Source organism: Saccharopolyspora sp. NPDC050389 (genome assembly GCF_040655595.1).
In the GTDB taxonomy this organism is placed as follows: Bacteria; Actinomycetota; Actinomycetes; order Mycobacteriales; family Pseudonocardiaceae; genus Saccharopolyspora.
Genome location: NZ_JBFAKG010000023.1, coordinates 25135 through 47756, shown reverse-complemented (window position 1 = coordinate 47756; position 22622 = coordinate 25135). Strand labels below are relative to the sequence as shown.

Below are 22622 nucleotides of genomic sequence, written 5' to 3'. Positions count from 1 at the left end.
GCAGATCAGCCGGTGATGCACCCTTTCGAAGGTTGCCCACCCGGAACTGTGTGGCTGGTTAATTTACATTTACTTAGAGTGTAGAGTGGCTAAGGTGACGACGGCCGTCGTCACCTTAGCCGTGCGCACGTGGAGGATTGACCTGTGGGGCAGGACGCGGTGGCTGTGGAGCGGGATGGCTCGCACGGTGGTGCTCGCCAGCGCCCGCGGGACCGGAAGCAGCAGATCTTGTGGACCGCCGGTCTGCTCTTCGCCGAGCACGGGTTCCACAACGTGACCATGAACCGGATCGCGAGCGAGGTGGGTATCACCGCCGGCGCTCTGTACCGGCACTTCAAGGGCAAGGACGAGCTGCTCAACGCGACCCTGCTGAACTTCTTCGACCGCCTCGACGCGGCGAGCGGCGACTCTGGTTCGCTGGACGGAATCCTGCAGGAGCGGGCGAGGACCGCGGCTGAAATGCCGACCATCGGTGTGCTGTGGTCCAGGGAAGCTCGGCACCTCTCCGAGTCGGACCGCAAGCAGCTGGCCGTTCGGTCGCGCCGGGTGAACCGGATCTACCGCGATGCTCTCCGGAAGGACAGGCCGGAACTCACCGAGGACGACGCGGTGCTGCTGGCCTGTGCGATGCAGTCGGTGCTGGCCAGCACCAGCGGTCACATCAGAGGCCTGTCGACCAAGGATTACGGCAATTGCCTGCTGGCCGGGTGCCGTGCCGCCGCCGGTGTGGAACTCCGACCGGGTTCGGCCGCGGAGAAGTCGCCCGCGCGCGGGTTCAAACCGGCGTCCAAACGGGAGAAGCTGCTAGCGGCAGCCGTGCGGTTGTTCGGTGAGCGCGGGTTCCAGAACACCAGCCTGGCCGACATCGGGGCCGCGGCGGACGTCAGCGGCCCCAGCCTCTACACCCACTTCGCCAACAAGGCCGACATCCTCGTGGCGGTGCTGGCGCGAGCGAGCCACGCGCTCTGGCTGGACCTGCACGCCGCGTTGAGTTCGAGCGCGACCGAGGCCGCAGCGCTCGACCGCGTTGTGGAGTCCTACATCGCCCTCTGCAGGTCGCAGCCGTACCTGGTCTCGGTCCTGGTCACCGAGGTGGGCACGTTGCCGGAGAGCCGGCGCAACCAGCTCGAGTACGTGCAGGAATGGGTTTCGCTGCTGATGGCCAGCCGGCCGGAACTCTCCTCCGTCACCGCACGTGCACTGGTCAGAGCGGCGATCAACGTGATCAACCACCTGAACTCGACCCCGAGCCTCGTCCGCCGTCCGGGGTTCTACGCAAACCTCATGGCCGTCGCCAGCGCGATCTTGCGCGCGGAGATCTGAACTCCGGCACCAGCGCTGTGCGCGCGGTTCAGCCGAGGGGCTCGACGCGCCCGGTGACCCCGGCGATTCGCATTCGGCTGCGGGAACCGGCCAGGTGATCTGGCGACCGGGACGGGTGCGCGAGCACGGTTCGCCGCACTCGCGCACCCCGCCGTCATGGTCGCGGGCCTCAAACCTCGGTCGCCACGCCGGTGTTGATCAGGTTTTCGATCTCGTGGTCGGGAAGTCCCGCATCGGCGAGCACCTTGCGGGTGTTCTGGCCGGGTTGCGGTGCCGGGCGAGGCACGGCGGATGGTGTGGTGCCGAAGCGAGGTGCGGGCATGGGCTGCACGATGCCGTCGGCGGTTCGGTAGGTGCTGCGGACGGCGTTGTGCGGATGTTCGGGGGCTTCGTGCAGGGACAGCACCGGTGTGGTGCAGGCGTCGGTCCCGGCGAACAGTTCCGCCCACTCGTCACGGGGCTTGGCGGTGAAGATCTCCTCCAACCGGCGATGCATGGTCGGCCAGGCCGCTTCGTCGTTCTGGGCGGCGAAGTCCGGGTCGTCGCTGAGTCCGAGGATCTGCAGGAACGCGGCGAAGAACTGGGGTTCGACGCAGCCGACGGCCATGTGCTTGCCATCGGCGCAGCGGTAGACGCGGTAGTACGGTGCGCCGCCGTCGAGCCGGTTCACGGCTCGGCGGTCTTGCCAGGCGCCGGCGCCGAGGAACCCGTAGGTCATGGCTAGCAGCGAGGCGGTGCCGTCCACCATGGCGGCGTCGACGACCTGACCGGTTCCGCTGATCTTCGCCCGCAGCATCGCGCAGGCCAGCCCGTAGGCCAGCAGCATTCCGCCGCCGCCGAAGTCTCCGATGAGGTTCAGCGGCGGCACCGGGTCCTCGGGCCCGCCGATGGCGTGCAGGGCTCCGGCGATGGCGATGTAGTTGATGTCGTGGCCGGGCATCTGGGCCAGCGGCCCGTCCTGGCCCCAGCCGGTCATGCGCCCGTAGACCAGCGCCGGGTTGACCGCCAGCAGGTCGTCGGGGCCGAGTCCGAGGCGTTCGGCCACGCCTGGGCGGAAGCCTTCCAGCACGGTGTCGCAGGTCGCGGCCAGTTTCCGCACCGCCGCAGCACCCTGCGGGTCTTTGAGGTTGATCGCCAGCGAACGGCGGTTGCGCTGCAGCACGGGGTGGGCCGGGCTGCCGGGGCGGTCGATGCGGATGACGTCGGCGCCCATGTCGCCGAGCATCATGCCGCAGAACGGGCCCGGTCCGATCCCACCGAGTTCCAGGACCCGGATACCCGCGAGCGGTCCTCGTGCTTCGGTCACGTCAGTTCACCTTCCAGTCCAGATCGGTGCCCGCTTCTCGGCGAAGGCACGGGCACCTTCTTTGGCGTCTTCGGATTCGAACACCGGTTTCGCGATGTCGGTCACGAGTCCGGCGGGGTCGCGATGGACCCGGCGGCATTGGCCAGGTACGCCTCGCGCAGGCGGGATCGGCTGAGCTTGCCGGTGGGAGTGCGCGGCAGCGGGCCGAACTCGATGCGGCCGGGGTTCTTGAAACCGGCCAGGTGCGTCCTGCAGTGATCGGCCAACGCCGCTGCGAGCCGCGGTCGTTCCGCGTCGTCCTTGGGCTCGACGACCGCCACCACGCGATGCCCCCATTCGGGATCCGGGATGCCGATCACCCCGGCATCGGCGACCGCGGGGTGGCTGAGCAGGACGGCTTCGATCTCGGCTGGGTAGATGTTGACGCCGCCGGAGATGATCAGGTCGGTGCGCCGGTCGCACATGTACAGCCAACCGGCGTCGTCGAAATATCCCACGTCGCCGGGTGCGAAGTGCTCTCCTCGCCATTGGTGCGCGGTCTCGGCCTCCTTGCCGCGGTAGGCGAACGAGGGACCGCCCTTGATGTAGATCTCGCCAGCGACCCCGGGAGGTTGTTCTTCGCCGTGTTCGTCGAGGATCTTCACCTCGTACCCCGGAACCACACGTCCGACCGTCCCGGGGTGTTCGCGCCATTCTTGAGGTGTGCAGAGAACGGCCGCACCGGTCTCGGTGGCGCCGTAGTACTCGTAGAGGACCGGGCCGAGCCAGTCCAGCACGGCCTGTTTGACCTCGATCGGGCAGGACGCTCCGGAATGGGTGAGGACGCGCAGGGACGAAAGGTCGTACGAGCGCCGGACCTCCTCCGGGAGCGCGAGCATGCGGTGGAACATGGTCGGCACCACGAACCCGGTGGTGACCCCGTGCTTCTCGATGAGCTGCAGCGTCTTCTCGGCGTCGAACCGCTCGGCCAGCACGACCACGTGTCCCATGTGGAGCGAGGAGATCGCGGTCATGTTCGGGGCCGAGTGGTACAGCGGGGCGACGGCCAGGGAAACTTCGTCCCCGACGCGCAGTCCGAACTGCTCGCTCCGGTTGCGCACCATCTGCGCGTAGACGTTCTCCGGGGCTCCATCCGGCAGAGGCCGCTTGATCCCCTTGGGTTTGCCGGTGGTCCCCGAGCTGTAGAACTGGACAGCACCCGCGCTGCGTTCCTCGGGTGCGGTGGGCGGACTGGCCAAAGCCCGCGCGTCGAGGTCGATGAACCCCGTGGCGGGGCCGAAGCACAGACGAGTTTCCCCTGCCATTCCGGCGAGATCGGCCGCTTCTGCCGTTACCCCGGCGAACCGCGGGGCCGTGACCACGACGGCGGCGCCGGAGTCGCTCAGGATGTAGCCGACCTCCGCTGCGGTCAGGTGCCGGTTGACCGGGGTGAAGTAGAGGCCGAGCTGGTCGGTGGCCAACTGGAGTGCGAAGTAGTCGGGAACGTTGGGCAGCACGGCGGCCACGCCGTCGCCACGCCGCAGGCCCTCCTGCCGCAGGACGCGAGAGATCCGATGCACCCGATCGAGCAGTGCGCCATAGCTGAACTCGGTGTCATCGGAGAGGATCAAGGCTGTGCGGTGGCGGTGTGCGTCGGCATGGCGGAAGAACCCGGCCGAATCGGTTTCTGGGGTCATCGCGCTACCTTTCGGGACGGCTGTCCGCCAGAGGGGTGGCGGACTTCGTGGTCTGCCGAAGCAACGACGTGCTTCCGGTGTGACTTGTCGGAGGCGGGATGTGCGTAGCGTCCGACGGGAAATCGGCGTAAGGAGTGGTTGCAGAATGGCTTGCGTTGCGGTGCGGGTGGCGGAACCTCAGCGTCCGCCTGGACTGCGGGAGCCGTGACTTATGTATGACCAATACACGGCGTCACGGCTGTCCTCGCCAGACGAACGCTGAGAACCCGCGGCGGTGCGAGCTGAGTCCCACACCGCATGCGGCTGACGCCGCATTCTGAAACGGCCCCTAAGACGCCCTGCGGCTGGGCTTCGAGGCGACCGACGCCGTATGTTCCGGACCGCTCGATGATCGGAGTGGTGATCAGTCCCAGCCGTCACCCGCAAAATCGCCACTCTCTCCATGACCCGGCGGCTCGGGTAGTAGTCGTTGATCGCGTAGTGCTGGACGGCCCAGTTGTCCCAGATCGCCACCGAACCAGGTGCCCACCGGAACCTCACCTGGTACTCGGGTACTCGCGCCTGGAGGCGCAGGTACTCCAGGAGGGCTTGCCCCTCGGCCTCGGGGAGTCCCAGGATGCGGTCGGTGAACGGCTCGTTCACGTAGAGGGTGCGGCGACCTGTTCCGGGATGGACCTTGACCACCGGGTGCACGACCGTCGGAAGCTCCTCGCGGAGCGCATCCCGCTTGTCGTCCGGGAGGATCCGGCCCCAGGTGGAGATCCAGTCGTGCTCTGCTTCCAGTCCGTCGATGAGGGCCTGCACGTCTTCCGGGAGGTTGTCGTACGCGGCCGCCATGTCGGCCCACATCGTGTCCCCCGCGTTGTCGGGCACTTCTGCTGCGCGCAAGACGGCGCCGCGGGCTGGCTTGGCCAGGAACGAATGGTCTGAATGCCAGACGTTCTCCATGCCGAACATCTGGCCGTCCTTGGCCAGCCGGGAGATGCGGACCTCGTCGCCGGTGGGGAAGAACGGGTTCGCCTCCGGCTCGCCCCAGATGCGGGCGATCTCGAGTTGGCGCGTCGAGGTGATCTCCTGGTCGCGGAAGAAGATCACCTTGAACTCCAGCAAGGCTCGCCGCAGTTCGGCGCGCAGTTCGTCATCGAGCTCGGCGGCGAGATCAACTCCTCGGAGCTCTGCGCCGATCACCGGTGTGGAGGGACGCACCTCGAACCGCGGGTACGGCTCGCCGGAGCTTGTCCTGTTCAGTTCGCGGACGCCACCTCGGATGAGTTTGAGTTCCACAGCGGTTCTCCTCTTCTCGTCGGTGCTGCTGTCGATCTCCACCCCCGGCCGTCAGCTGCTAGCCGGTGAGCAGCTGATCCGCCAACCACTGCCGGTGGCGGCTGGGGGTGCCAGCCCACATAGCCGATGCACGGGCGCGCCGGTAGTGCAGGTGGCAGTTTTCCTCCCAGGTGAAGCCCATGCCTCCGTGGATCTGGAGGTTCGCCGCCGCACAGGCGATGTACGCCTCGGTGCAGTAGGCCTTCGCCATCGCGGCCGCGATCGCCGACTCCGGTGACCCGGTGTCCAGGCAGCGCGCCGCGTGCCGGACCGCCACGTGTCCGGATCGCACCTGCTGGTACATGTCGGCGCAGGTGTGCTTCACGGCCTGGAACGACCCGATCGGGCGGCCGAACTGGTATCTCACCTTGGCGTATTCACCAGCATCGGCCAGGCAGCGGTCGGCGCCGCCGGCCTGCTCGGCGGCGATCGCGAGCGACGCGATCCGCAGCAGTCGAGGCATGATCTCGGCGGCGGCACCCGGCGGGCCGACCTGCCGGGCCGGGGTTCCGTCGAACGTCACCTCAGCCGTGCCGCGCCGGAGATCGAGTGACGTCAGGGGAACGCGGGTCATGCCGGTCGCCGAGGCGTCAACGGTGAACAAGCTCAGCTCATCGCCCATCTCCGCGACTACGATCAGCAAGTCGGCAGCGACCCCGTCCAGCACCGACGAGGCGCTCCCGGTGAGGAGAGCCCGATCGCCTTCCGCTTGGACGGAAATACGTCCATCCACACTGCACAGATCAGGCGCGATCACGGACCCGAGCCGGTGTCCGCGCGCCAGGTCCGGGAGGTGAGCGCGCTGTGCTGCGGTGTCCTCCGACAGCAGCAGCGCATGCACGGCCAACACCGCCGAGGACAGGTACGGTCCCGAGTACAGCGTCCGCCCCATCGCCTCCATGACGGCGGCGAGGTCGGTGAACGTTCCTCCTGCGCCGCCGAATTCCTCTGGTACGCACAGCCCGGTGACGCCGAGCTCGTCCGACAATTGCCGCCACAACCGTTCCGCCGCTTCCTCGGTGGTTACCGGATCGTGCCGGGACAACAGCTGTTCGAGCGCGTCCTGCAGCATTCGCTGCTCTGCGGTGATGAGTAGGCTCATTGCGTCGTGCTTCCTCGTGTTCGCGGGTGAATCGCTGACCGGGTCAATCGCGTTGGGTGCCGACCGTCAGATCCCGGAACGGCATCTTGTCGGTGCGGTAGGGATCTCGTGGCAACCCGAGAACCTTTTCCGCGATGGTGTTCTTCTGCACCTCGTCGGTGCCGCCGCCCAGTGACAGGGCGCACGCGTCCAGCACAGCGAAAGCCCAGTTCTCCCGATCGTCTCCGGGTTTCCAAGCCGCCCCGCTCGCGAATGCGAGTTCGCTGACCAGGTCTGCCGCGACCCGGCCGTTGGTGGACCGCCACAGCTTGCCGAGCGAGGTCTCGGCGCCGAGCGGCACGCCGGCATCGACCGAATCCGCCTCCAGTTCGGTGAGCAGTTCGGACAGGCGTTGCCCGATGTAGCAGTTGGCGAGCGCTTCCCGAATGCGGGGTTCGGCAGCGTGATCGCGGTCGTGCACGAGATCGCGCAGGCTCTCGAAGGGCACGGGGCGCCGTCCGCCGCCGGCTCCGATGGCGCTGCGCTCGTTCTGCATGAGTGCGACAGCAACCGGCCAGCCACCGTCCACCTCGCCCACGACGTGGTCGACTGGGACCAGGACGTCGTCGAGGAAGACCTCGTTGAACTCGCTGGCGCCCGTGATCTGCAGGATGGGCCGGACCGTCACGCCGGGCTGGTCCATCGGGACCACGAACATCGTGATGCCCTTGTGCTTCGGCACGTCCACATCGGTCCGTGCGAGGCAGATCGCGAACTGGGCGACTTCTGCCCGGGAGGTCCAGATCTTCTGACCGCTGAGAACCCAGCCTCCGGGCGTTCGCAGTGCGCGGGTCTGCAGGCCGGCGAGGTCGGATCCGGCACCGGGCTCGGAGTACATCTGGCACCAGATCTCCTCGCCGCGCAAGGCGGGCTCGACGTAGCGGCGGCGGAGGTGCTCATCCCCGAACTCGAGCAGCGTGGGCATCGCCATGCCCACGCCGATGGTGAAGATGTCGTCCTCCGCCGGAACACGTCCACGTGACAGCCTGGCGAACAACGCCTTGGATGTCGGCCCGTACCCGCCACCGCCGTACTCGCTCGGGACCTCCAACCCGGCGAGCCCGGCGTCGTACAACGCCTTCCGGTAGGCCTTGCCGCGCTCGACCATCCCCTCGACTCCCGCGAGCAGCGGGGGCAGTTCCTCGAAGAACCCCTCGATCCGCTCGGAGAGTTCCAGCATCGTGCGCTGATCCATGTCGGACATACCAGGTCTCTTTCGGTGGGGTTCGGTCAGCGGGTCCGGTAACCGGTGTAGCCGGGTGATCGCTTTTCGAGCAGTGCCTTGCGCGCCTCCCGCGAATCCGCGGTGTGCACGGCGAGCATCTGCGTGCGCATCTCCAGCAGCATCGCGTTGTGGAGGCTCGTCGCTTCGAGGTTGGCGTTCGCGATCTCCTTGGTCATGGCCAAGGCGAACGGCGAGTGCGCGGTCATGCTCTCCGCAAGGCGCACGGCTTCGTCCTGCAACTGCTCATTCGGCACGACTCGGTTGAGCAGGCCGATCCGCTCGGCTTCAGCGGCTCCGACGGTCCGGCCGGTCAGCATCAACTCGTTCGCCCGGCCGGCTCCGATCAGTCGTGGCAGCAGGTACGAGGTGCCGAGTTCGCATCCGGACAGGCCGTTGCGGATGAACCCGTCGGCGAACTTCGCATCGTCGCTGCCGATGCGGAGTTCAGCCATCAACGCGAGTGCGAAACCACCACCGACGGCCGGGCCGTTCACCGCGGCGATGACCGGCCTGGAGCTCCGGCGGACGGCGTTGAAGAGCGTGGTGATGTACTCGGCCCATTCGACCCGACCTTCGATCGGGTCGCGGTCTTCGATCCAGCGGTCGACGCCGCTGTGCTTGAGGTCGACGCCGGCGCAGAACCCCCGGCCGGCTCCGGTCAGGATGATCGCTTGGCAACGCCGGTCGCCGGACGCCTCACGAAGCGCTTCGACGATCTCGTTGATCATCTGCTGGGTGAACGAGTTGAGGTGATCCGGACGGTTCAGGGTGATCCGGATGGTCGGCTCCCCGGGGCGGTCTACGGTGATCGTGTCCACGACGTCAGGGCCTTTCGCTGAGAGCCTGCGGGTGCGCGTCGATTCGAGCCGCGGTGAAACCGGGCATCTGCCGCATCGCGACGGCATCCGAGAGCCGGGTGAAGTAGTCGAGCGGGTCCTCGGCCCCTGCCGCGGCGTGCAGACCGGTGATGGTCCGGTGCACACCCTGCGGTGGCAGGGCGCTCAACTCGGCAGCAAGGGCACGGGCGCGTTCCAGCGCTCGTCCGGACGGCGCGCAGTCGTGCGCGATGCCGAGGCGGACGAGTTCCGGACCGGGAACCCGGTCTCCCCGCAAGGCGATCCGCCGAGCCAGTGCGGCCGAATGCCGAAGCACCAGCCAACCTGTTCCGATCGGTGCTGCCAGTCCCTGCCGGACTTCGCCGAGCTGCAGGTACGCGTCCTCATCGGAGATCAGGAAGTCGGCCGCGAGCGCCAGTGCCGCACCGGCATTGATCGCCGCGCCCTGCATCGCGCACACCACCGGGATTTCCAGTCGGGCGAGCGAGGCGTGCAAGGGGAGCCAATGCTGGAAGAAACCGTTGATCCACTCGTCCGGATCCGCGGAGTGCATGGCTTTGAGGTCGAGACCAGCGCAGAAGACCGGGCCATCACCTCGCAGCAGCAGCACTCGTCGTTCTGCCGCTGCCGGATCGCCCGAAAGCAGTTCGAGCATGGTTTCGGCGGTGCTGATGTCCAGGGCGTTGCGCCGTTCGGGGCGTTGCAGGACCAGCTCGGTCCAGCCGTCGTGCTGTTCGACCCGAATCGGACTTCCGGTTGCGAGCGTCATCGAGGCCGCCCGTTCGCCGCGCCGCTGAGCATTGACTCGACCTCGTCCGGTGCGTAACCGATTTCGGCTAGAACTTCTGCGGTGTGCTGGCCGCAACGGGGAGCGGATTCGGTTCCGTAGGACCAGCCGTCGGCGCGGAACGGCGGTCGGGGAAGCCGGATCGGCACCCCGTCCGGGCTGTCGACGGACAGGAAGATTCCCAGCTCTTCCACCTCGGGCGCGCCTGGCACCTCCCGGTAGTCGCGGATGTTGCCCGCGACGATGCCTTGCCGGTTGAACCGGGCGAGCACTTCGTCGCGGGTCTGGTCACCGATTGCGGCTTCGAGGATTTTCCGCAGCTCGTCCCGGTGTGCGACCCGTTGCGGGTTGTCGCTGAAACGCGGATCGTCGGCCAGCTCGGGGCGGCCGATCGTGGTGCAGAGCAACCGCCAGTGCTCGTCCTGGTATGCCGAGATCACGACCTTGCCGTCCTTGACCTGCACGACGTCCGCCCCCGGAGCAACCGTCGGTTGGGGGTTGCCGCACCTTCGCGGCTCCACACCGGTGGTGCCGTACTCGGCCCAGCAGGCGGCCTGCAGGTGGACCGCGACTTCGATCAGCGAGATCTGGATGTGCTCGCCGCGCCCGGTTCGTTCCCGCGCGAACAACGCCGCGAGGATGGCCTGCGCGAGCAGGTCGGCGGTGGCGATGTCGACCACGGTGAACCCGACGCGCTGCGGGTCCCCGTCGGCGGCACCGGTGATCGACATCATGCCGCTCTCGGCCTGCGCGGTGACGTCCAAGCAAGCCGACCCGGTTCCGCGAAACCCCCGTCGTACCGAAGCCGCTGACCGAGGCGTAGACGACCCGAGGGCTCAGCGCGCGCACGTCGGCTGCGCCCAGGCCGAGCCGGTCCATCGCTCCTGGACGCATGTTCTGCAGCACCACGTCCGCCGAGGCGATCAACCGCCGGGCCGCGTCCGCCCCTGCCGCCGAACGCAGATCGAGCGTGATCGAACGCTTTCCGCGGTTGTAGGCGGCCACGATCGCCTTGCCGTAGGACCCGATGCCGCGGCCCGATTCACCGTGCGGCGGTTCCACCTTGATCACGTCCGCCCCGAGCGCGGCCAACGCGGCGGCGGCGCCCGGACCGGCGATCAGGTGCCCGAAATCAACAACTCGGATGCCTTCGAGGGGTTTCGTCGTCATTCCAGCCTCGCTTGCTCTCAACGTTCGATGCCGACCGGATCGGAAGTGGTGCGGGCGTGCGCCGCGATGGCCCTGCGGTCGCGGTCCGGGTTGATCAACGGCAACGCGATCAGCGCGCCGACCACCAGGAGGACTCCCAGCATCGTGAAGCCGCTCGCGTAACCCGCTCCTGGCGTCGAAGCCGTGTTCACCAAGCCGCCCAGCACGAGCGGCGCGATCACGTCACCGATGCTGTAGACGGCGACGATGATCCCCATGACGGTGCCGCGCCGTCGTGGGGGAACGACGTCCGACACGGCGGTGAAGGCCACGCCCCAGCCTCCGCTGGCGAGTGAGGCTCCGATCACGATGAGGACCATCTGGAGGGGGCCGCGGTCCATCGAGGCGAAGGCGATCGTGCTCAGGCCGCTGAAGAACACCAACGCGATCGGGAAAACTCCGCGCGCGACGCGATTGCTGACGCCCCGTTTGGTCATCATCCGGGAGGCGATTCCCGCCAAAACGAGGAAGACCGCGGTGCCGAGGTAGGGCAGCGTGCTCAACTGCCCGACCGCCGTGGCGTCGTAACCCAGTCCTTCGCGCAGGTACATCGGCATCCAGCTGACCTTGAGGGCCACGTTGCAGTAGGAGACGAAGAAGAGGACCAGGATTCCGATGATCGTGCCGGTGCGGAGCAAGGTGCGAACCGGGACATGGTCCGTCGGGTCACCGGCTCGGGGCCCGGGCTCGCCGGTGGATTCCGTGCCTTCCTTCCCGAGGAGCAGCCAGGCCACGACCCAGGTGGAACCGGCGATCGCGAGCACTGCGAACGCCGCATGCCATGAGTAGTTGACGATCACGGCGGTCAGCACGGGAGCGGCGATCAGCGGTCCGATGCCGGCACCGGCGGTGACGATCGAGGTCGGGATGGCGCGTTTGTCGGCGGGGAACCAGGTGTGCACCGCCGAGGTGGCCATCGCGGCAGCTGGTCCCTCCGCGAACCCGAGCAGCACTCGGGCGGCGATCAGCACGCCGAAGCTCGCGGTCCAGATCACGGGGAGCAGGCTGAGCACCCAGATCGCCGCGGCACCTGCCAGCAGCCACCGGGCCGGTACGCGGCCCATGAGCACGCCGCCGACGATGGATCCGCACGCGAACAGCCAGAAGAAGCTGCTCTGCACGATCCCGAACTGCTGCGAATCGATGCCGAGATCGCGGATGAGGTCCACGCCGGCCAGGCCGACGACCACCTTGTCCGCGAAGTTGATGAGCATGAACAGGCACAGCAGTGCGACCACGAGCCAGGCGCGGCGTTGCTGCCGCGCGCGGGTGGCTCCGGTGGTGGTGACATGCGGGTTGTGCTGGACGGCCATGCCGGGTCCTCCTGAACGACACCGTGGAAACGGCGATCCTCGGGTTGGCTGATCTCGATGCCGCGCCCACGACGAGTTGGATCGACGCGAGGGGTCGATCGGGCTCCGGTCCTGCCTGAAGTAAAGCAGCGTTCGACTAAGACAGCAACAGTCGTTTTGTTCTGGTTGACAACTAAGAACATTGACGGATATGTAAATCCAGATTCGGAGCTAGGTGACGGTCGCCGAATGGCTGTGAGACGTGGCAGCCTCAGCGCGGGGGTCCGCCGGTGCGCCGCGATCAGCGTTCTGGCAGCCCTCCGCAGCGGGCACGGAGTGGCGTCTCATCCAGGCCTCAACAACCGACCGGTGGAGTGCGGAAGATGGATCGAAGGCAGCTCGAAGTGTTCCTCGCGGTTGTCGAGTACGGTTCGATGTCGCGCGCGGCGCTGAACCTCGGCGTCAGCCAGCCATCCGTGTCGCAGACGGTCCGGGCCCTGGAACGCCAGGTCGGCAGCAAGCTCTTCGATCGGCAGGCCAGTCGTCTCGAACTCACCCAGGCGGGTGCAGCGCTGGTCGGACCGGCACGGCGGATCATGCGCGAGTTCGCTGCCGCCGCCAAGGCGGTGGCCGGTATCGTCGACGTGCGGGCAGGCCGACTGGACCTCGCAGTGCCGGGAATCCTCGCCCGCTTTCCGCTGGTGTCGATCCTCACCGCGTTCTCCACGACCTACCCGCTGGTGCTCGTCCGCGTCGAGGACCAGACGACGGTGACCGGAGTCCGGGACGCCGTCACCACCGGTCGGGCGGAGATCGGCTTCGTCACCACGTTGGAAGACCCGGCGATGCGCGCCGTGCTCCTCGGTCGCCACACCCTGAAAGCGGTGTACCCGCCGGGAACACCGGATCCGGGCCGGCCGGTGGGGCCGGCGGACATCGCCGCGAGGTCCTGGATTTCGGGGCTGCCGTTGGGGTTTCAAACCCGGTTGACGCTGCAGCAGGTGATGGCTCGAAGTGGACACGTGTTGAAGCCGCGGATACAGACCGCGCACCGGCAGGCGATCCCGCAGCTGGTCCTCTCCGGTGTGGGGCCGGCCATGCTGATCGCGGAGGAAGCCGCCGAGCTGGCGGCGTTCGGGGCGGTGGTGCGCGACATGCAGCGTCAGGGGCATTCCCGCCGGACTGATAGTGAGTAAAATTCATGTTTACTTCCTGTTGTCGGATCCGGAAATTTATTCAACCTGGACAGGAATACACCTTGGCTTGAGGTGACGAAGAACGAGATGAAAAGATCTATTCTCAATTAACTTCGTCGGGATGACCTGCACTGCTCCAGCGGGTGCAGCCGACGTGTGCACGCCTTGTCGGTGGGCAGCCGGTAGGCGGCGAGTTCGAGTTGGGTCGGACGGGTCGGACGGCAACCAGCGGGTATTGGCGGGACAGTGCTGGATCCATCGGTGCGGGCGACCCCCCGACGGCCGCCCGCACCTCTCCCGGCATCCTCCGGCAAGGCTGATCAACCAAGTGTCCGGCTGGTCAGCGCCCTGCCCCGGGGCCGAGGCTCTGGACAACTCGGAGATCGGACCTGCTGGCGGCGTGCATGTGCTCGCGGGCTCTTCCCGCACGCCAGAGCCCGGCCGCAGGCTTTCGCCGATGCCTGGCTTTTGACACCGGTTTGCGCGTCCTGATCAGGATGGACGCCAGGCCGGCGACCCCGAGTGCGACTGGGAACGACACGGCTCCAGCCGTGCGGAAGCGGTTGGTGTTGTGCATCTGAAGAACCCCTTGTCGTGCTGGATCAGCTATTTCCTTCGCCCGGTTCCGGGGCGAAGCTGAACTGCGCCGCCCCGGGAGTCAGGTCCGAGAAGGAGGATGGTGGGTGGGTTCTCGCCGTCGGGCGAGAACCCACCCACTACTAGTGCCCGATGCTCAGCGAGCGATGTGCACGCCGCCGATCACTTCGTGGGGCAGGAAGCACAGGTGGCCCGAGTACTTGTGGAAGTGGCCCCGAAGCTGGTAGATGCCCCGGTACCCGTTGTGCCACTTGTGGTTCCAGTGGTCGCCGCGGTCCTGGACCCGCACCGATGCCTGGCTGTTGGCCTCTGCCGAGCCGCGCCCGTGGACCTGGGCCGATGCCTGGCTGTTGGCCTCTGCCGAGCCGCGGCCGTCGGCCTGGGCGGACGCCTGGCTCTCGACCCTGATGTTGGTGTCCTGAGCCTCGGCGGAGGCCACGCCGGCGATGCCGAGTGCGAGTGGGAGCGACAGTGCTCCTGCAGCCAGAACGCGACTGATCTTTTGCATCTGAATTGCACCTCATCGTGTTGGATCAATTGATGCTCGCTCCCGGGTGTCAGGTGCGTAGCTGAGCCGCACCGCCTGCCCGGGGCTACGGGACCCGAATGCTGATCTCGTAGTCGCTTCAACCTTCGCGATTCAACGCTTAATCCCAGATGAGCTGTGTTTCAGGAGACAGAACTTTCCCTTGCTGTGCAGGGAGAATCGCGTCAGAATCCCCGCTCTCGTACGGCTGTGTAAATGCGTGCGCATGGATATTTAAGAAGCGGTTCGGGGTCAGTGTGATTCAAGTTGTCATTTGTGATCAAACCAGGTTTCCGGTGGGCGAGTGCGCGGTCATGTGGCGCACCGTGCTTGGCGGCTCACGGATCGTGTGACTCCGAGAGGGCGGGGCGCAAGGGAGTGCCTACGCCTCGGCGTCGAATCTGACGAGATAGGCGGCGAATCCCGAGTGTGCGGTGATCACAATGGACAGGCGGGGTGGCTTGCTGGGATTTGAGTCGCGGTCAGTCCTTCATCCAGAAACGGCGAGTTGGCCGCCTCGGTCGTCCACGGGGTGTTGACCCGCAGGCGCCCTGGTTGATCCTCGATCTCGTTCGCGCTCGGCGAGCCCTGTTTCGAGGAAGTGGCGGACCAGTCGACGGATCTGGCGATCACGGTCGTCGTGTCCACTGTCACTCGAAGTGTCATTGCATGCGCATAGATATGTGTCCACTCGGTGACTAGTCTTCGGCGGCGTGGCCCCTGGAGCCGTGGGGCTGCTTTCCGATCCAACGGAGTTCTTGATGACCACTGCATTCGAGACGATCCAGCTCGGCAGCTCGACGCTGCGCAACCGGATCGCGATGGCGCCCATGACGCGCTCGCGCGCCAGCGGCTCGGACGGCACGCCCACCGAGCTCATGGTCGAGTACTACGCGCAGCGAGCTTCGGCAGGGCTGATCATCACCGAAGGAATCCAGTCTTCGGCCGTCGGCCAGGGGTACCCATCCACCCCGGGCCTGCACAGCCCAGTTCAGGTGGAGGCTTGGCGCAAGGTGACCGATCGGGTGCACGATGCGGGCGGGCGAATCTTCGCCCAGCTCATGCACGCGGGCAGGGTCGGGCACCCCAACACGTTGCCGGATGGCCTGGTTCCGGTCGGCCCGTCCGCTGTTGCGGCGAAGGGACAGGTGTTCACGCCCAACGGCATGGAGGACTTCGTCACCCCCGTCGCTCTTTCGGAGATCGAGGTCCTGGAGACGATCGGCGACTTCGCCATCGCGGCCTGCAACGCGATCGATGCGGGATTCGACGGAGTCGAGCTGCACGGGGCCAACGGCTACTTGCTGCACCAGTTCCTCGCGCCCGGAAGCAACCGGCGCACCGATGACTGGGGCGGCTCCGTGGAAGGCCGCATCCGCTTGACGGTCGAGACGGCCCGGGCCGTCGCCGATGCCATCGGCGGAGATCGCATCGGCCTGCGGATTTCACCGGGCAACCCGTTCAACGACATCGTCGAAGAAGACCTCGAAGCGACCTATGGCGCCCTCGTCGACGAGGTCAACTCGGTCGGCCTCGCCTACCTGCACCTCGCGGAGGGCCCGGACCGGGCCCTGACGAACGCACTGCGGAAGAGCTTCGACGGTGCCTTCATCCTCAGCCCGAACACGGCCAAGCGTCCAACCAGTGTCGAGGAGCTCGGACTCATCGAGGACGGCGTCGCGGACGTCCTGGCGTTCGGAACGCTCTTCTTGGCCAATCCCGATCTTCCGGTGCGCCTGGCCGCGGGCGGTCCGTTCAACGCGCCCGACCGGGCGACCTTCTACGGCGGGGGAGCGAAGGGTTACACGGACTGAGCCCGCGGAAGATTCCGCGGCGTCAGGCGTGTGCTGAATCGCCGGACAATGTTTGCGGCTGCATCGAGGTATAGTCCTTCGACGTGGGACAAGCGGCTGAAACGAAGGTGTCTAGGCGGTTCAAGGTTGCCGCGTGGCGATCCCTGATGGAGGTCCACGAGGACGTCCTCAGGCAGATCGAGGCCGACTTGGCCAGCGAGCACGGGCTGTCGGTGAAGGAGTTCGACGCCTTGATCAACATTCCGGCCAGCGGTGTCCGGTTCCGCGAGCTGAACGACCTGGTCATCCTGAGCCAGAGCGCGTTGAGCCGCCTCGTTGACCGATTGGAAGCCAAGGGATTCGTGGTCCGGACCCCCTCGGAGGACGACTCCAGGGGCGTGGACATCGAGCTGACGGAAGCCGGGCGCAAGCTTGCGCGAAGCGCCGCGCGGACCAATGCTTCGGCAGTCGAACGCCGCTTCGCGAATCGGCTGTCGCCGGAGGAGCTCGAGTACCTGCACGACGTCTTCGCCAGGCTGTTGAGCGAACGGGTCGACTGATAGCCCCTGGCCGGACATCAGCTGCTCCGCCGATGAGCTGGGCGTGCCCGAAAAGCCGGGACGATGATCGAGCAGCGCTCGCGACGGCTTCGGATCAGAATCCGATGGGCTCTCGGACGAGGACTACGTGAGCCCTGCCGGGGGATGTCTCCTTGCTGACGATCAAGATCTTGGACAACGCCACCGGTCTTCCGCGGAGGGCTCGGGAGCGGTTGTCCTCAAGCGGGTACGAGTAGGTCTCGATCCGGCGAAGCGCGGCTGCGATGCTGGGAACGACCTTCTGCGCCCCGACGACCCACACCGCCATGCCGGCCGTGTAGCTGTATGGGCCCAGCTGCTCGCCGTCTTCCGAAGCGACCACCAAGTGGCCGTCCTCGGTCGCAGCGTGAACGCTGCCCACCACGACATCGGGTGTCGCGGCGTACGTGCGCATCTCGCCGACGTCGCCCGACCCGGTTCGTGCCGACTGGTTCGAAGCAATGCGGCAACGCACACCGGCGAAACGCCTGCCGAGCCAGCAGGACATCGTCGAAGCCGCCCTTTTCCTCATGAGTTGCCGAGGGGTGAACGGGGCCAACCTCGTGATCGACGCGGCAATGCGGCTCGCGTGAACCCATCGGTCATGTTCGATCCAAGTCCAGAGGGGAAAGTCCTATGACGACCAGCGATCGCACGGCCATCGCCGATGCGTACTTCAGCGAATGGATGCGGGCCAGGACTTCCTGGACCTCTTCGCCGCCGATGCGTACGTTTACTTCCCCAAGCACGCCCCTGCTCGAGGAACAGCCGAGATCCGGACCCTCTTCGCCGACATCTTCGCCCTCTTCACGTCGGTCGTGCACGAGATCCCGTACTTCAACCACATCACCCACGGTGACTTCGTCGTGGTCGAAGGGGTGACGCACGGCGTCCTCGCCGACGGAACCGCGTGGCGGACAACCGAAACGCTGGGTGGACGCTTCTGCAACGTCTTCAAGATCAGCGAATCCGAGCAGTTTCAGTGCTTCGCCCTCGACAGGGTCGGTGGTCGTTACCCGGCCGGCGATCCGCGTGAACTTGCCGCTGATCGTGGAAACAAGGTAGCGGACCCTGAAGTCGATGGACGAGTGCGCAGGATTGATCTTCCACTCCAATGCGATGCCTCCGGATAGCGGCAGAGGCGCGGCGCACGCCTGTTCCGCCTCGCTCCGCCGAGAGTGACCGCATCGACCTGCTCGCCCGGCACCCGGGCTATCGCCTGCCTGGTCGGTTTGTCAGCCTTGGCCGCGGTCGTAGGCGAACTGGAGACCGGCGGTACCGCCGGTCTCGATGAACAGCCTCATGAAGTCGTCGACGGTTTCCTTGCGAGCCCAGTCGCGTTGCAGTTCGCACAGCAGTTGCGGCCAGGTGATCAGCCGCGCTCCCGCCTGCTCCACGCGGCGCAGTGCAGATTCGTGGGCGCTCGGCGAGGTGCCGCCAACCGCATCCACGACCGGATAGACCTCGTAGCCCTCGCGCAGCGCGTCGAGCGTGGGAAACGTCAGGCAAGCCTCCGTCCAGAGAGCCGCCATCACCAGCTTCCTGCGGCCGGCGGATTTGACCGCGTCGACGAACTCGCGATCTTCCCACGCATTGATCGACGTGCGGTCGTAGGCGGGTAGGTCGTCGAGGATCTTGCGCAGCTGGGGGATCGGTGGTTTGTTCAGCCCGGTCTGGACGTTGACCGTTGAATGGATGATCGGCAGGTCGTAGGCACGGGCTATCTTCGCCACCCCGACGATGTTGTTGACGAGCAGCTGGCGGTCCATAGAGGCGATCGAGTTCACCTGAACCGGTTGGTAGTCGATGATGACAACGGCGGCGTTCTTCGGCGTCAGCAGCTCATCGCTCTCCTGGTCGCGGATCTGTTCGCTAGTCATGGCCGGCCCCCTTGCGGATCACGCACCGGTTGATGATGGACTGACGCTGCCCGTCTCCTGTTCCACGGAGATCGTGCTTGCGTGGCCACCCAATCAATCTGAACCGTAAGCGACCTGAACCGCCGCTGCCAGATGAGGCGGGACCAGCGTTGGTAGTAGATTTCGGTTGTCCACGACCGAAATCCGCTGCATGTGATTGGCTGACCTGCTGGAGAAGTTGGCGGATCTTGTCCCGTGGGTGAACTGCCAGTGGCGGATCCACCGATCGTCCATAGTGGAGGAGGTGTGCTGCTCGTTCACGAGCGGCACACCTCCTCCACCGGTATCAGGTTGCGGAGTTACTTGGACTGGTTGGCGGCGGCAGCGTGGCTGGCAACGACCGCTCCGTAGAACGGCATGGCCAGCTCGCCGAAGATTTCCGCAGTGCCTGGACCGCCCGGGGTCTTCCAGTCTCGCAGCAGTTCGGAGATGACTCCGACAGTGCTGTTGAGGGTGGCTCCAGCTTCCTGGAGGCGGACCAGGGAGGTTTCGCGAGCCAGGACGTTGGTGGTGCCCGAAGCATCGAACACGGAGTGGACGTCGTAGCCGCGGGCGATCGCGGACAGGGATGCGAACATCAGGCAGACGTCGGTGATGACGCCGGCGATGACGAGGTTCGGCCGGTTCATCGCGCGAACTGCTTCTTCGAACGCCGGGTCGTCGAAGGCGTCCACTTCACCGGTGCGGTGGATGAGGGGTGTCCCTGCGGGCAGCTCGGCCTCGACGTCGGGGAGGAACGGGCCGTTGGGTCCCTGCGGCGCAGACGTGGTCGCGACGATGGGGAGGTTGAAGACCTTCGCGGCCCGTGCCAGCGCACGGGCGTTGCGGCGGACCTCGTTCTGGTCGTGGTCCTGCACGCCGAGGATCAGCCCGGACTGGTGGTCGACGAGCAGGATCCCGGTGTTGTCCGGGGTGAGCCGGTTCGTCGCGTAGGTGTTGGTGGCCATGTCTACTCCATCCAGGTTGCTTAGCAACGGCTTACTGCCGTCTGGTCGCGCTGCTTTGATGCATGCGCACACATTAAAACCTACGTGGTTGTCCTGTTGTTCCTTGGTGTGGTGCGGGTCTCCTTCGGTGCAGAACCCCCTCAGCGCCGACGCCAACTACTCCGCCGAGCTGGCGTTTCCATTGAGGAATGCAGGAATCAGCGTGCGATTTGAGTCAGATGTGCGCGCTGTCAAGCCGTGTGGTGCCGTGCAGTCCGAGGTGGGTTCAGCGTTCGTAGCCATCCCGGCCGTATCCACTGCCTCTGCGGAGTACCCCCGCAGAGGCAGTGGGTGATCTCGACACGGGTCATGCATCCGGCGTTCTGGCTCGCCCCGGAGGTCAAGGACTGGAGCGGCTACGTGCCCAACCCCGCCAAGGTGCTCAGCCCGAGGCGGCCGGCCATGACCTCCGCGGCGGCCGGGATCAGCTCGACGACCTTCGTGTTCAGCCCGGTCGCCACGACCGTCCTGGTCGGCGAGATCGTCCGTTCCCGCATCAAGCACACCTACGAGCGGTTGACCTCCGTGCTCGCGGTGAACAACGGCACGACCGAATCGACCTACCTCGCCGAGACGTTGATCCCGCTCGTCGCGTTCGGGTTGTCGCTGAGTCCGGTCGCGGCCGGCCCGGCTGCGCCGCTGTTCAACGCTCCGCCGGTGTTCGGCGTCGACGAGGCCACCGGCCAGGTGCACAACCTGCACAGCCTGACGTCGGTGTGCAGTTCCTGGTCTTCGGTCTGGGTGATCACCACGGCTTCAGTGCCGGATGGCCCGAACGGTCCGCTGATTCCTGAGATCCACCAGAGTGCCCCGAAGGCCTTGCCGAGTCCATGATCTGATGGCGTAAGGCGAGGATCTCTGTGTCTTTTGCCCGATCGCTCATCGCTAGCCGGCGCAGCGTGACGAACGCGTTCGTCACGCCCAGGTAGGCCGGTCGCAGCAGCACGGTCGATCATCATGCCCCCGTGATCACCAGCCGCGCGAAAGCGTCGGCTCGACAGGCCGCGCTCGACATCCCATGTACCGGACCCCACCAGGCTGGATGGGATGTTCGGCAAGGGCAGCGTTGACGCCTCTTGACTAGTTAGCGACTGTTGACCTAGTGGATGTACTGATTCGGCGCCTTCGTACGCACCTTTGGCACACCGTTGAGGTTCCGGCGCTCGGCTCGAAGTTTCTCTGAGTCAAGTTGATCTGGCTTCGGTGCCCTTTCGGGCAACGTTGCTCGAATTCGGCCGAATCCGCGCAGTGGACGCAACCTCGGCGGGCATGGTGCGTCTCTCTTGTTGACAAAGCGGTGAGAAACCGTTGACACGACAGGGGAAAAGGGGAGCACGATGCTCAAGCGTCACCGTATGACGACGGCCATCACCGGTATTCTGGGTGGGGCACTGCTGATCACCGGTTGCGGGGCCGCTGCCGCGCTCCAGCCCTCGCCGGCGCCTGAGCGTGCCGCGGGCCATGCAGGTATGGCTTCGAGCGGGGGTGGCGGGGACATCGGTACGTCGAATTGCTCGGAAGCCGATTTCCTCGCCTCCGCAACACCTGTGGAGGGTGAGCCCGGCAGTTTCATCGTGTCGTACGGGAATCGGTCGGACAAGACCTGCACGATCAACGGCGGTGTGCCCAACCTCCAGGGCGTGGACATGAGCAACTCGCCGATCGAGGAACTGCCCGTCGAGGACGTGCGGCTTCCCGACGCGCCTGAGGAGTTCACCCTCCAGCCCGGCGAGAGCGCGTACGCGGGCATCGGCATGATCCTGGCCGACAGTGGCGACCCGGACGCTCATGTCCTCACCGGGTTCCAGTCCTCGCTGCCGGACATGTCCGAGCCGCAGCCGGTCAACGTCGTCGGCGACGGTGAGGTGCGATTCGCGGCGAAGCACCTGCGGGTCAGCTCGCTGGTGTCCACCCCGGACGAGCTGTGAGGCGATGGATCTGAGGTGCCGCCGCAACACCGCAGCTAGTTGGTGGTGACGAATCGCGTAGCAAAACGCTTGGCTGGGGGTGTCTCAGCCGAGCGTTTTCAACCGGCGGGGCGACTACGTCGTCCACATTGCCGGTGGGTGGAAAGTCGTGCGGTAGCACACCTTTCCGCCCTCAGTGTAGGAGTCACTGGTGTTGCAGGGCCTTGAACTCGTCGAGCCAGGCGTAGTCGGGAGCGGGAGTGCCGTCGGGGAGGGGTTGCACCGTGCGCGAGGCGAACAGGCTGTTCAGCAGCCACGGCTTCTTGTCCAGGCCGAAGCTGTTCGACATGGCGGCGTCCTGGCCGGCCCCGTAGGTGGCCACGAGCGGTGGGCACGTGCTGATCCTGGCCGCCGGCGATCTGCGGATCAAGGCGGCCGTGTCCGTGGTGCCGGTTGTCGAGGGCTACGACAACATGCGCCGCGCCCACGGCGAAGTGGCCTTCGCCGAACTGGAGCGCGCTTTGGTGGACGACCGTCGCCGACGGGCCGGCGGGGCCGTGGGGGCCACGCTGCCGATGAGCTCCACCACGCCCTCCTCGGAGCTGTCCACCTGGCCCTTCCTGCGCATCTACGAGGTGTTCCACGAGTTGAAGGGCTCGGGCGAGGCCGAGCGGCACGAACACTGGAGCACGATGGAATCGACCGAACTGCTCCTGAACTACTCGGTCTTCCCCTTCCTGCCGCGCATCCTCGACAAGCGCGACAACATCACGATGTGGGATCGGGAGATCGCGGCGTTCAACGCGATTGCCTCCCCGCACAAGCGCCTGGAGATCCTGCCCTCGGTCAGCCACATGAGCCTGTACTCCGACCAGCGCGACACCAACATCGCTGCGGCGAAGGCATCCGACTGGTTCGCTGCTGCCCTGGGCACGGCGCTGGTCGGGCAATGAGACGAGGGCGCGATGCGTCTTCGCCCCGGGAGCGGTTCCCCGGGGGTGT

At 66.4% G+C, this 22622-nt stretch carries 24 protein-coding genes and 2 pseudogenes; 9 read left to right on the top strand and 17 right to left on the bottom strand.

Translation table 11 applies throughout. The features are described from left to right. Window positions 1–144 precede the first annotated feature (144 nt). Window positions 145–1323 (top strand): helix-turn-helix domain-containing protein, encoded by a 1179-nt coding sequence (locus AB0I53_RS17215; protein WP_358603248.1) that lies wholly within the window; start codon window positions 145–147, stop codon window positions 1321–1323. A gap of 169 nt (window positions 1324–1492) precedes the next feature. On the opposite strand, the gene AB0I53_RS17210 is transcribed toward AB0I53_RS17215, so the two are convergent. The 11 genes and pseudogenes from AB0I53_RS17210 to AB0I53_RS17160 form a co-directional block, all read right to left on the bottom strand. Next, on the bottom strand, window positions 1493–2629 hold the full coding sequence (locus tag AB0I53_RS17210; RefSeq protein WP_358603245.1) for a CaiB/BaiF CoA-transferase family protein: 1137 nt from the start codon (window positions 2627–2629) through the stop codon (window positions 1493–1495). 6 nt (window positions 2630–2635) lie between these two features. Further along, window positions 2636–2728: pseudogene (locus AB0I53_RS17205) on the bottom strand (enoyl-CoA hydratase); the annotation flags it as partial. A 2-nt stretch (window positions 2729–2730) separates the two neighbouring features. Further along, complete coding sequence (locus tag AB0I53_RS17200; RefSeq protein ID WP_358603242.1) at window positions 2731–4305, bottom strand: AMP-binding protein; 1575 nt, start codon at window positions 4303–4305, stop codon at window positions 2731–2733. A gap of 177 nt (window positions 4306–4482) precedes the next feature. Then, complete coding sequence (locus AB0I53_RS17195) at window positions 4483–5589, bottom strand: TauD/TfdA family dioxygenase (protein WP_358603239.1); 1107 nt, start codon at window positions 5587–5589, stop codon at window positions 4483–4485. A 58-nt stretch (window positions 5590–5647) separates the two neighbouring features. Further along, window positions 5648–6730 (bottom strand): acyl-CoA dehydrogenase family protein, encoded by a 1083-nt coding sequence (locus AB0I53_RS17190; RefSeq protein ID WP_358603236.1) that lies wholly within the window; start codon window positions 6728–6730, stop codon window positions 5648–5650. 43 nt (window positions 6731–6773) lie between these two features. Continuing rightward, complete coding sequence (locus tag AB0I53_RS17185; RefSeq protein WP_358603234.1) at window positions 6774–7973, bottom strand: acyl-CoA dehydrogenase family protein; 1200 nt, start codon at window positions 7971–7973, stop codon at window positions 6774–6776. Window positions 7974–7999: 26 nt separating this feature from the next. After that, on the bottom strand, window positions 8000–8812 hold the full coding sequence (locus AB0I53_RS17180) for an enoyl-CoA hydratase-related protein (RefSeq protein WP_358603231.1): 813 nt from the start codon (window positions 8810–8812) through the stop codon (window positions 8000–8002). Between the two features lie 4 nt (window positions 8813–8816). Further along, window positions 8817–9599 carry an enoyl-CoA hydratase/isomerase family protein gene (locus tag AB0I53_RS17175; RefSeq protein WP_358603228.1) on the bottom strand — a complete coding sequence of 261 codons (783 nt, stop codon included), beginning with the start codon at window positions 9597–9599 and terminating at the stop codon, window positions 8817–8819. Further along, on the bottom strand, window positions 9596–10381 hold the full coding sequence (locus tag AB0I53_RS17170; RefSeq protein ID WP_358603225.1) for a CaiB/BaiF CoA-transferase family protein: 786 nt from the start codon (window positions 10379–10381) through the stop codon (window positions 9596–9598). Before AB0I53_RS17170 ends, AB0I53_RS17175 begins: the two co-directional genes overlap by 4 nt. A 25-nt stretch (window positions 10382–10406) precedes the next feature. Next, window positions 10407–10787 (bottom strand): annotated as a pseudogene (locus AB0I53_RS17165) (CoA transferase); the annotation flags it as partial. Window positions 10788–10804: 17 nt separating this feature from the next. Beyond that, on the bottom strand, window positions 10805–12139 hold the full coding sequence (locus tag AB0I53_RS17160) for an MFS transporter (protein WP_358603222.1): 1335 nt from the start codon (window positions 12137–12139) through the stop codon (window positions 10805–10807). A gap of 362 nt (window positions 12140–12501) precedes the next feature. Here AB0I53_RS17160 and AB0I53_RS17155 point away from each other — a divergent pair, with 362 nt between their 5' ends. Next, window positions 12502–13314, top strand: a complete 813-nt coding sequence (locus AB0I53_RS17155; protein ID WP_358603219.1) for a LysR family transcriptional regulator — start codon at window positions 12502–12504, stop codon at window positions 13312–13314. A gap of 733 nt (window positions 13315–14047) precedes the next feature. Here AB0I53_RS17155 and AB0I53_RS17150 read toward each other — a convergent pair. Continuing rightward, window positions 14048–14419, bottom strand: a complete 372-nt coding sequence (locus AB0I53_RS17150) for a hypothetical protein (protein ID WP_358603216.1) — start codon at window positions 14417–14419, stop codon at window positions 14048–14050. Between the two features lie 456 nt (window positions 14420–14875). After that, window positions 14876–15085: a hypothetical protein gene (locus AB0I53_RS17145; protein WP_358603213.1), complete on the bottom strand. Its 210-nt coding sequence runs from the start codon at window positions 15083–15085 to the stop codon at window positions 14876–14878. A gap of 113 nt (window positions 15086–15198) precedes the next feature. On the opposite strand from AB0I53_RS17145, the gene AB0I53_RS17140 reads away from it, so the two are divergent. Both AB0I53_RS17140 and AB0I53_RS17135 read left to right on the top strand, forming a co-directional pair. Further along, window positions 15199–16251: an alkene reductase gene (locus tag AB0I53_RS17140; protein WP_358603210.1), complete on the top strand. Its 1053-nt coding sequence runs from the start codon at window positions 15199–15201 to the stop codon at window positions 16249–16251. Between the two features lie 146 nt (window positions 16252–16397). Further along, entirely contained in the window at window positions 16398–16790 is a 393-nt protein-coding gene (locus AB0I53_RS17135) for a MarR family transcriptional regulator (protein WP_358603207.1), read from the top strand. A gap of 94 nt (window positions 16791–16884) precedes the next feature. Here AB0I53_RS17135 and AB0I53_RS17130 read toward each other — a convergent pair whose 3' ends face one another. Further along, entirely contained in the window at window positions 16885–17223 is a 339-nt protein-coding gene (locus AB0I53_RS17130; RefSeq protein WP_358603205.1) for an LUD domain-containing protein, read from the bottom strand. On the opposite strand from AB0I53_RS17130, the gene AB0I53_RS17125 reads away from it, so the two are divergent. After that, the gene (locus AB0I53_RS17125; protein ID WP_358603202.1) at window positions 17216–17401 is read left to right on the top strand and encodes a hypothetical protein; all 186 of its coding nucleotides are present in this window, start codon (window positions 17216–17218) and stop codon (window positions 17399–17401) included. The two genes, AB0I53_RS17130 and AB0I53_RS17125, sit on opposite strands and share 8 nt — an antisense overlap. Before the next feature lie 90 nt (window positions 17402–17491). Then, entirely contained in the window at window positions 17492–17941 is a 450-nt protein-coding gene (locus tag AB0I53_RS17120; protein WP_358603199.1) for a nuclear transport factor 2 family protein, read from the top strand. Between the two features lie 102 nt (window positions 17942–18043). Here AB0I53_RS17120 and AB0I53_RS17115 read toward each other — a convergent pair whose 3' ends face one another. Beyond that, window positions 18044–18688 carry a hydrolase gene (locus AB0I53_RS17115; RefSeq protein ID WP_358603196.1) on the bottom strand — a complete coding sequence of 215 codons (645 nt, stop codon included), beginning with the start codon at window positions 18686–18688 and terminating at the stop codon, window positions 18044–18046. A gap of 338 nt (window positions 18689–19026) precedes the next feature. Next, a complete protein-coding gene (locus AB0I53_RS17110) occupies window positions 19027–19674 on the bottom strand; it encodes an isochorismatase family protein (RefSeq protein WP_358603193.1) in 648 nt (215 codons plus the stop codon). A 330-nt stretch (window positions 19675–20004) separates the two neighbouring features. Between AB0I53_RS17110 and AB0I53_RS17105 the strand changes: the two genes are divergently transcribed. Together AB0I53_RS17105 and AB0I53_RS17100 are read left to right on the top strand one after the other, a co-directional pair. Next, the gene (locus AB0I53_RS17105) at window positions 20005–20547 is read left to right on the top strand and encodes a hypothetical protein (RefSeq protein WP_358603190.1); all 543 of its coding nucleotides are present in this window, start codon (window positions 20005–20007) and stop codon (window positions 20545–20547) included. 503 nt (window positions 20548–21050) lie between these two features. After that, on the top strand, window positions 21051–21641 hold the full coding sequence (locus tag AB0I53_RS17100; RefSeq protein ID WP_358603187.1) for a DUF4232 domain-containing protein: 591 nt from the start codon (window positions 21051–21053) through the stop codon (window positions 21639–21641). A gap of 184 nt (window positions 21642–21825) precedes the next feature. On the opposite strand, the gene AB0I53_RS17095 is transcribed toward AB0I53_RS17100, so the two are convergent. Then, window positions 21826–21969, bottom strand: coding sequence for a hypothetical protein (locus AB0I53_RS17095; protein WP_358603184.1), 144 nt, complete (start codon window positions 21967–21969; stop codon window positions 21826–21828). A 46-nt stretch (window positions 21970–22015) separates the two neighbouring features. Between AB0I53_RS17095 and AB0I53_RS17090 the strand changes: the two genes are divergently transcribed. Then, entirely contained in the window at window positions 22016–22573 is a 558-nt protein-coding gene (locus tag AB0I53_RS17090) for a hypothetical protein (protein WP_358603181.1), read from the top strand. Window positions 22574–22622 lie beyond the last annotated feature (49 nt).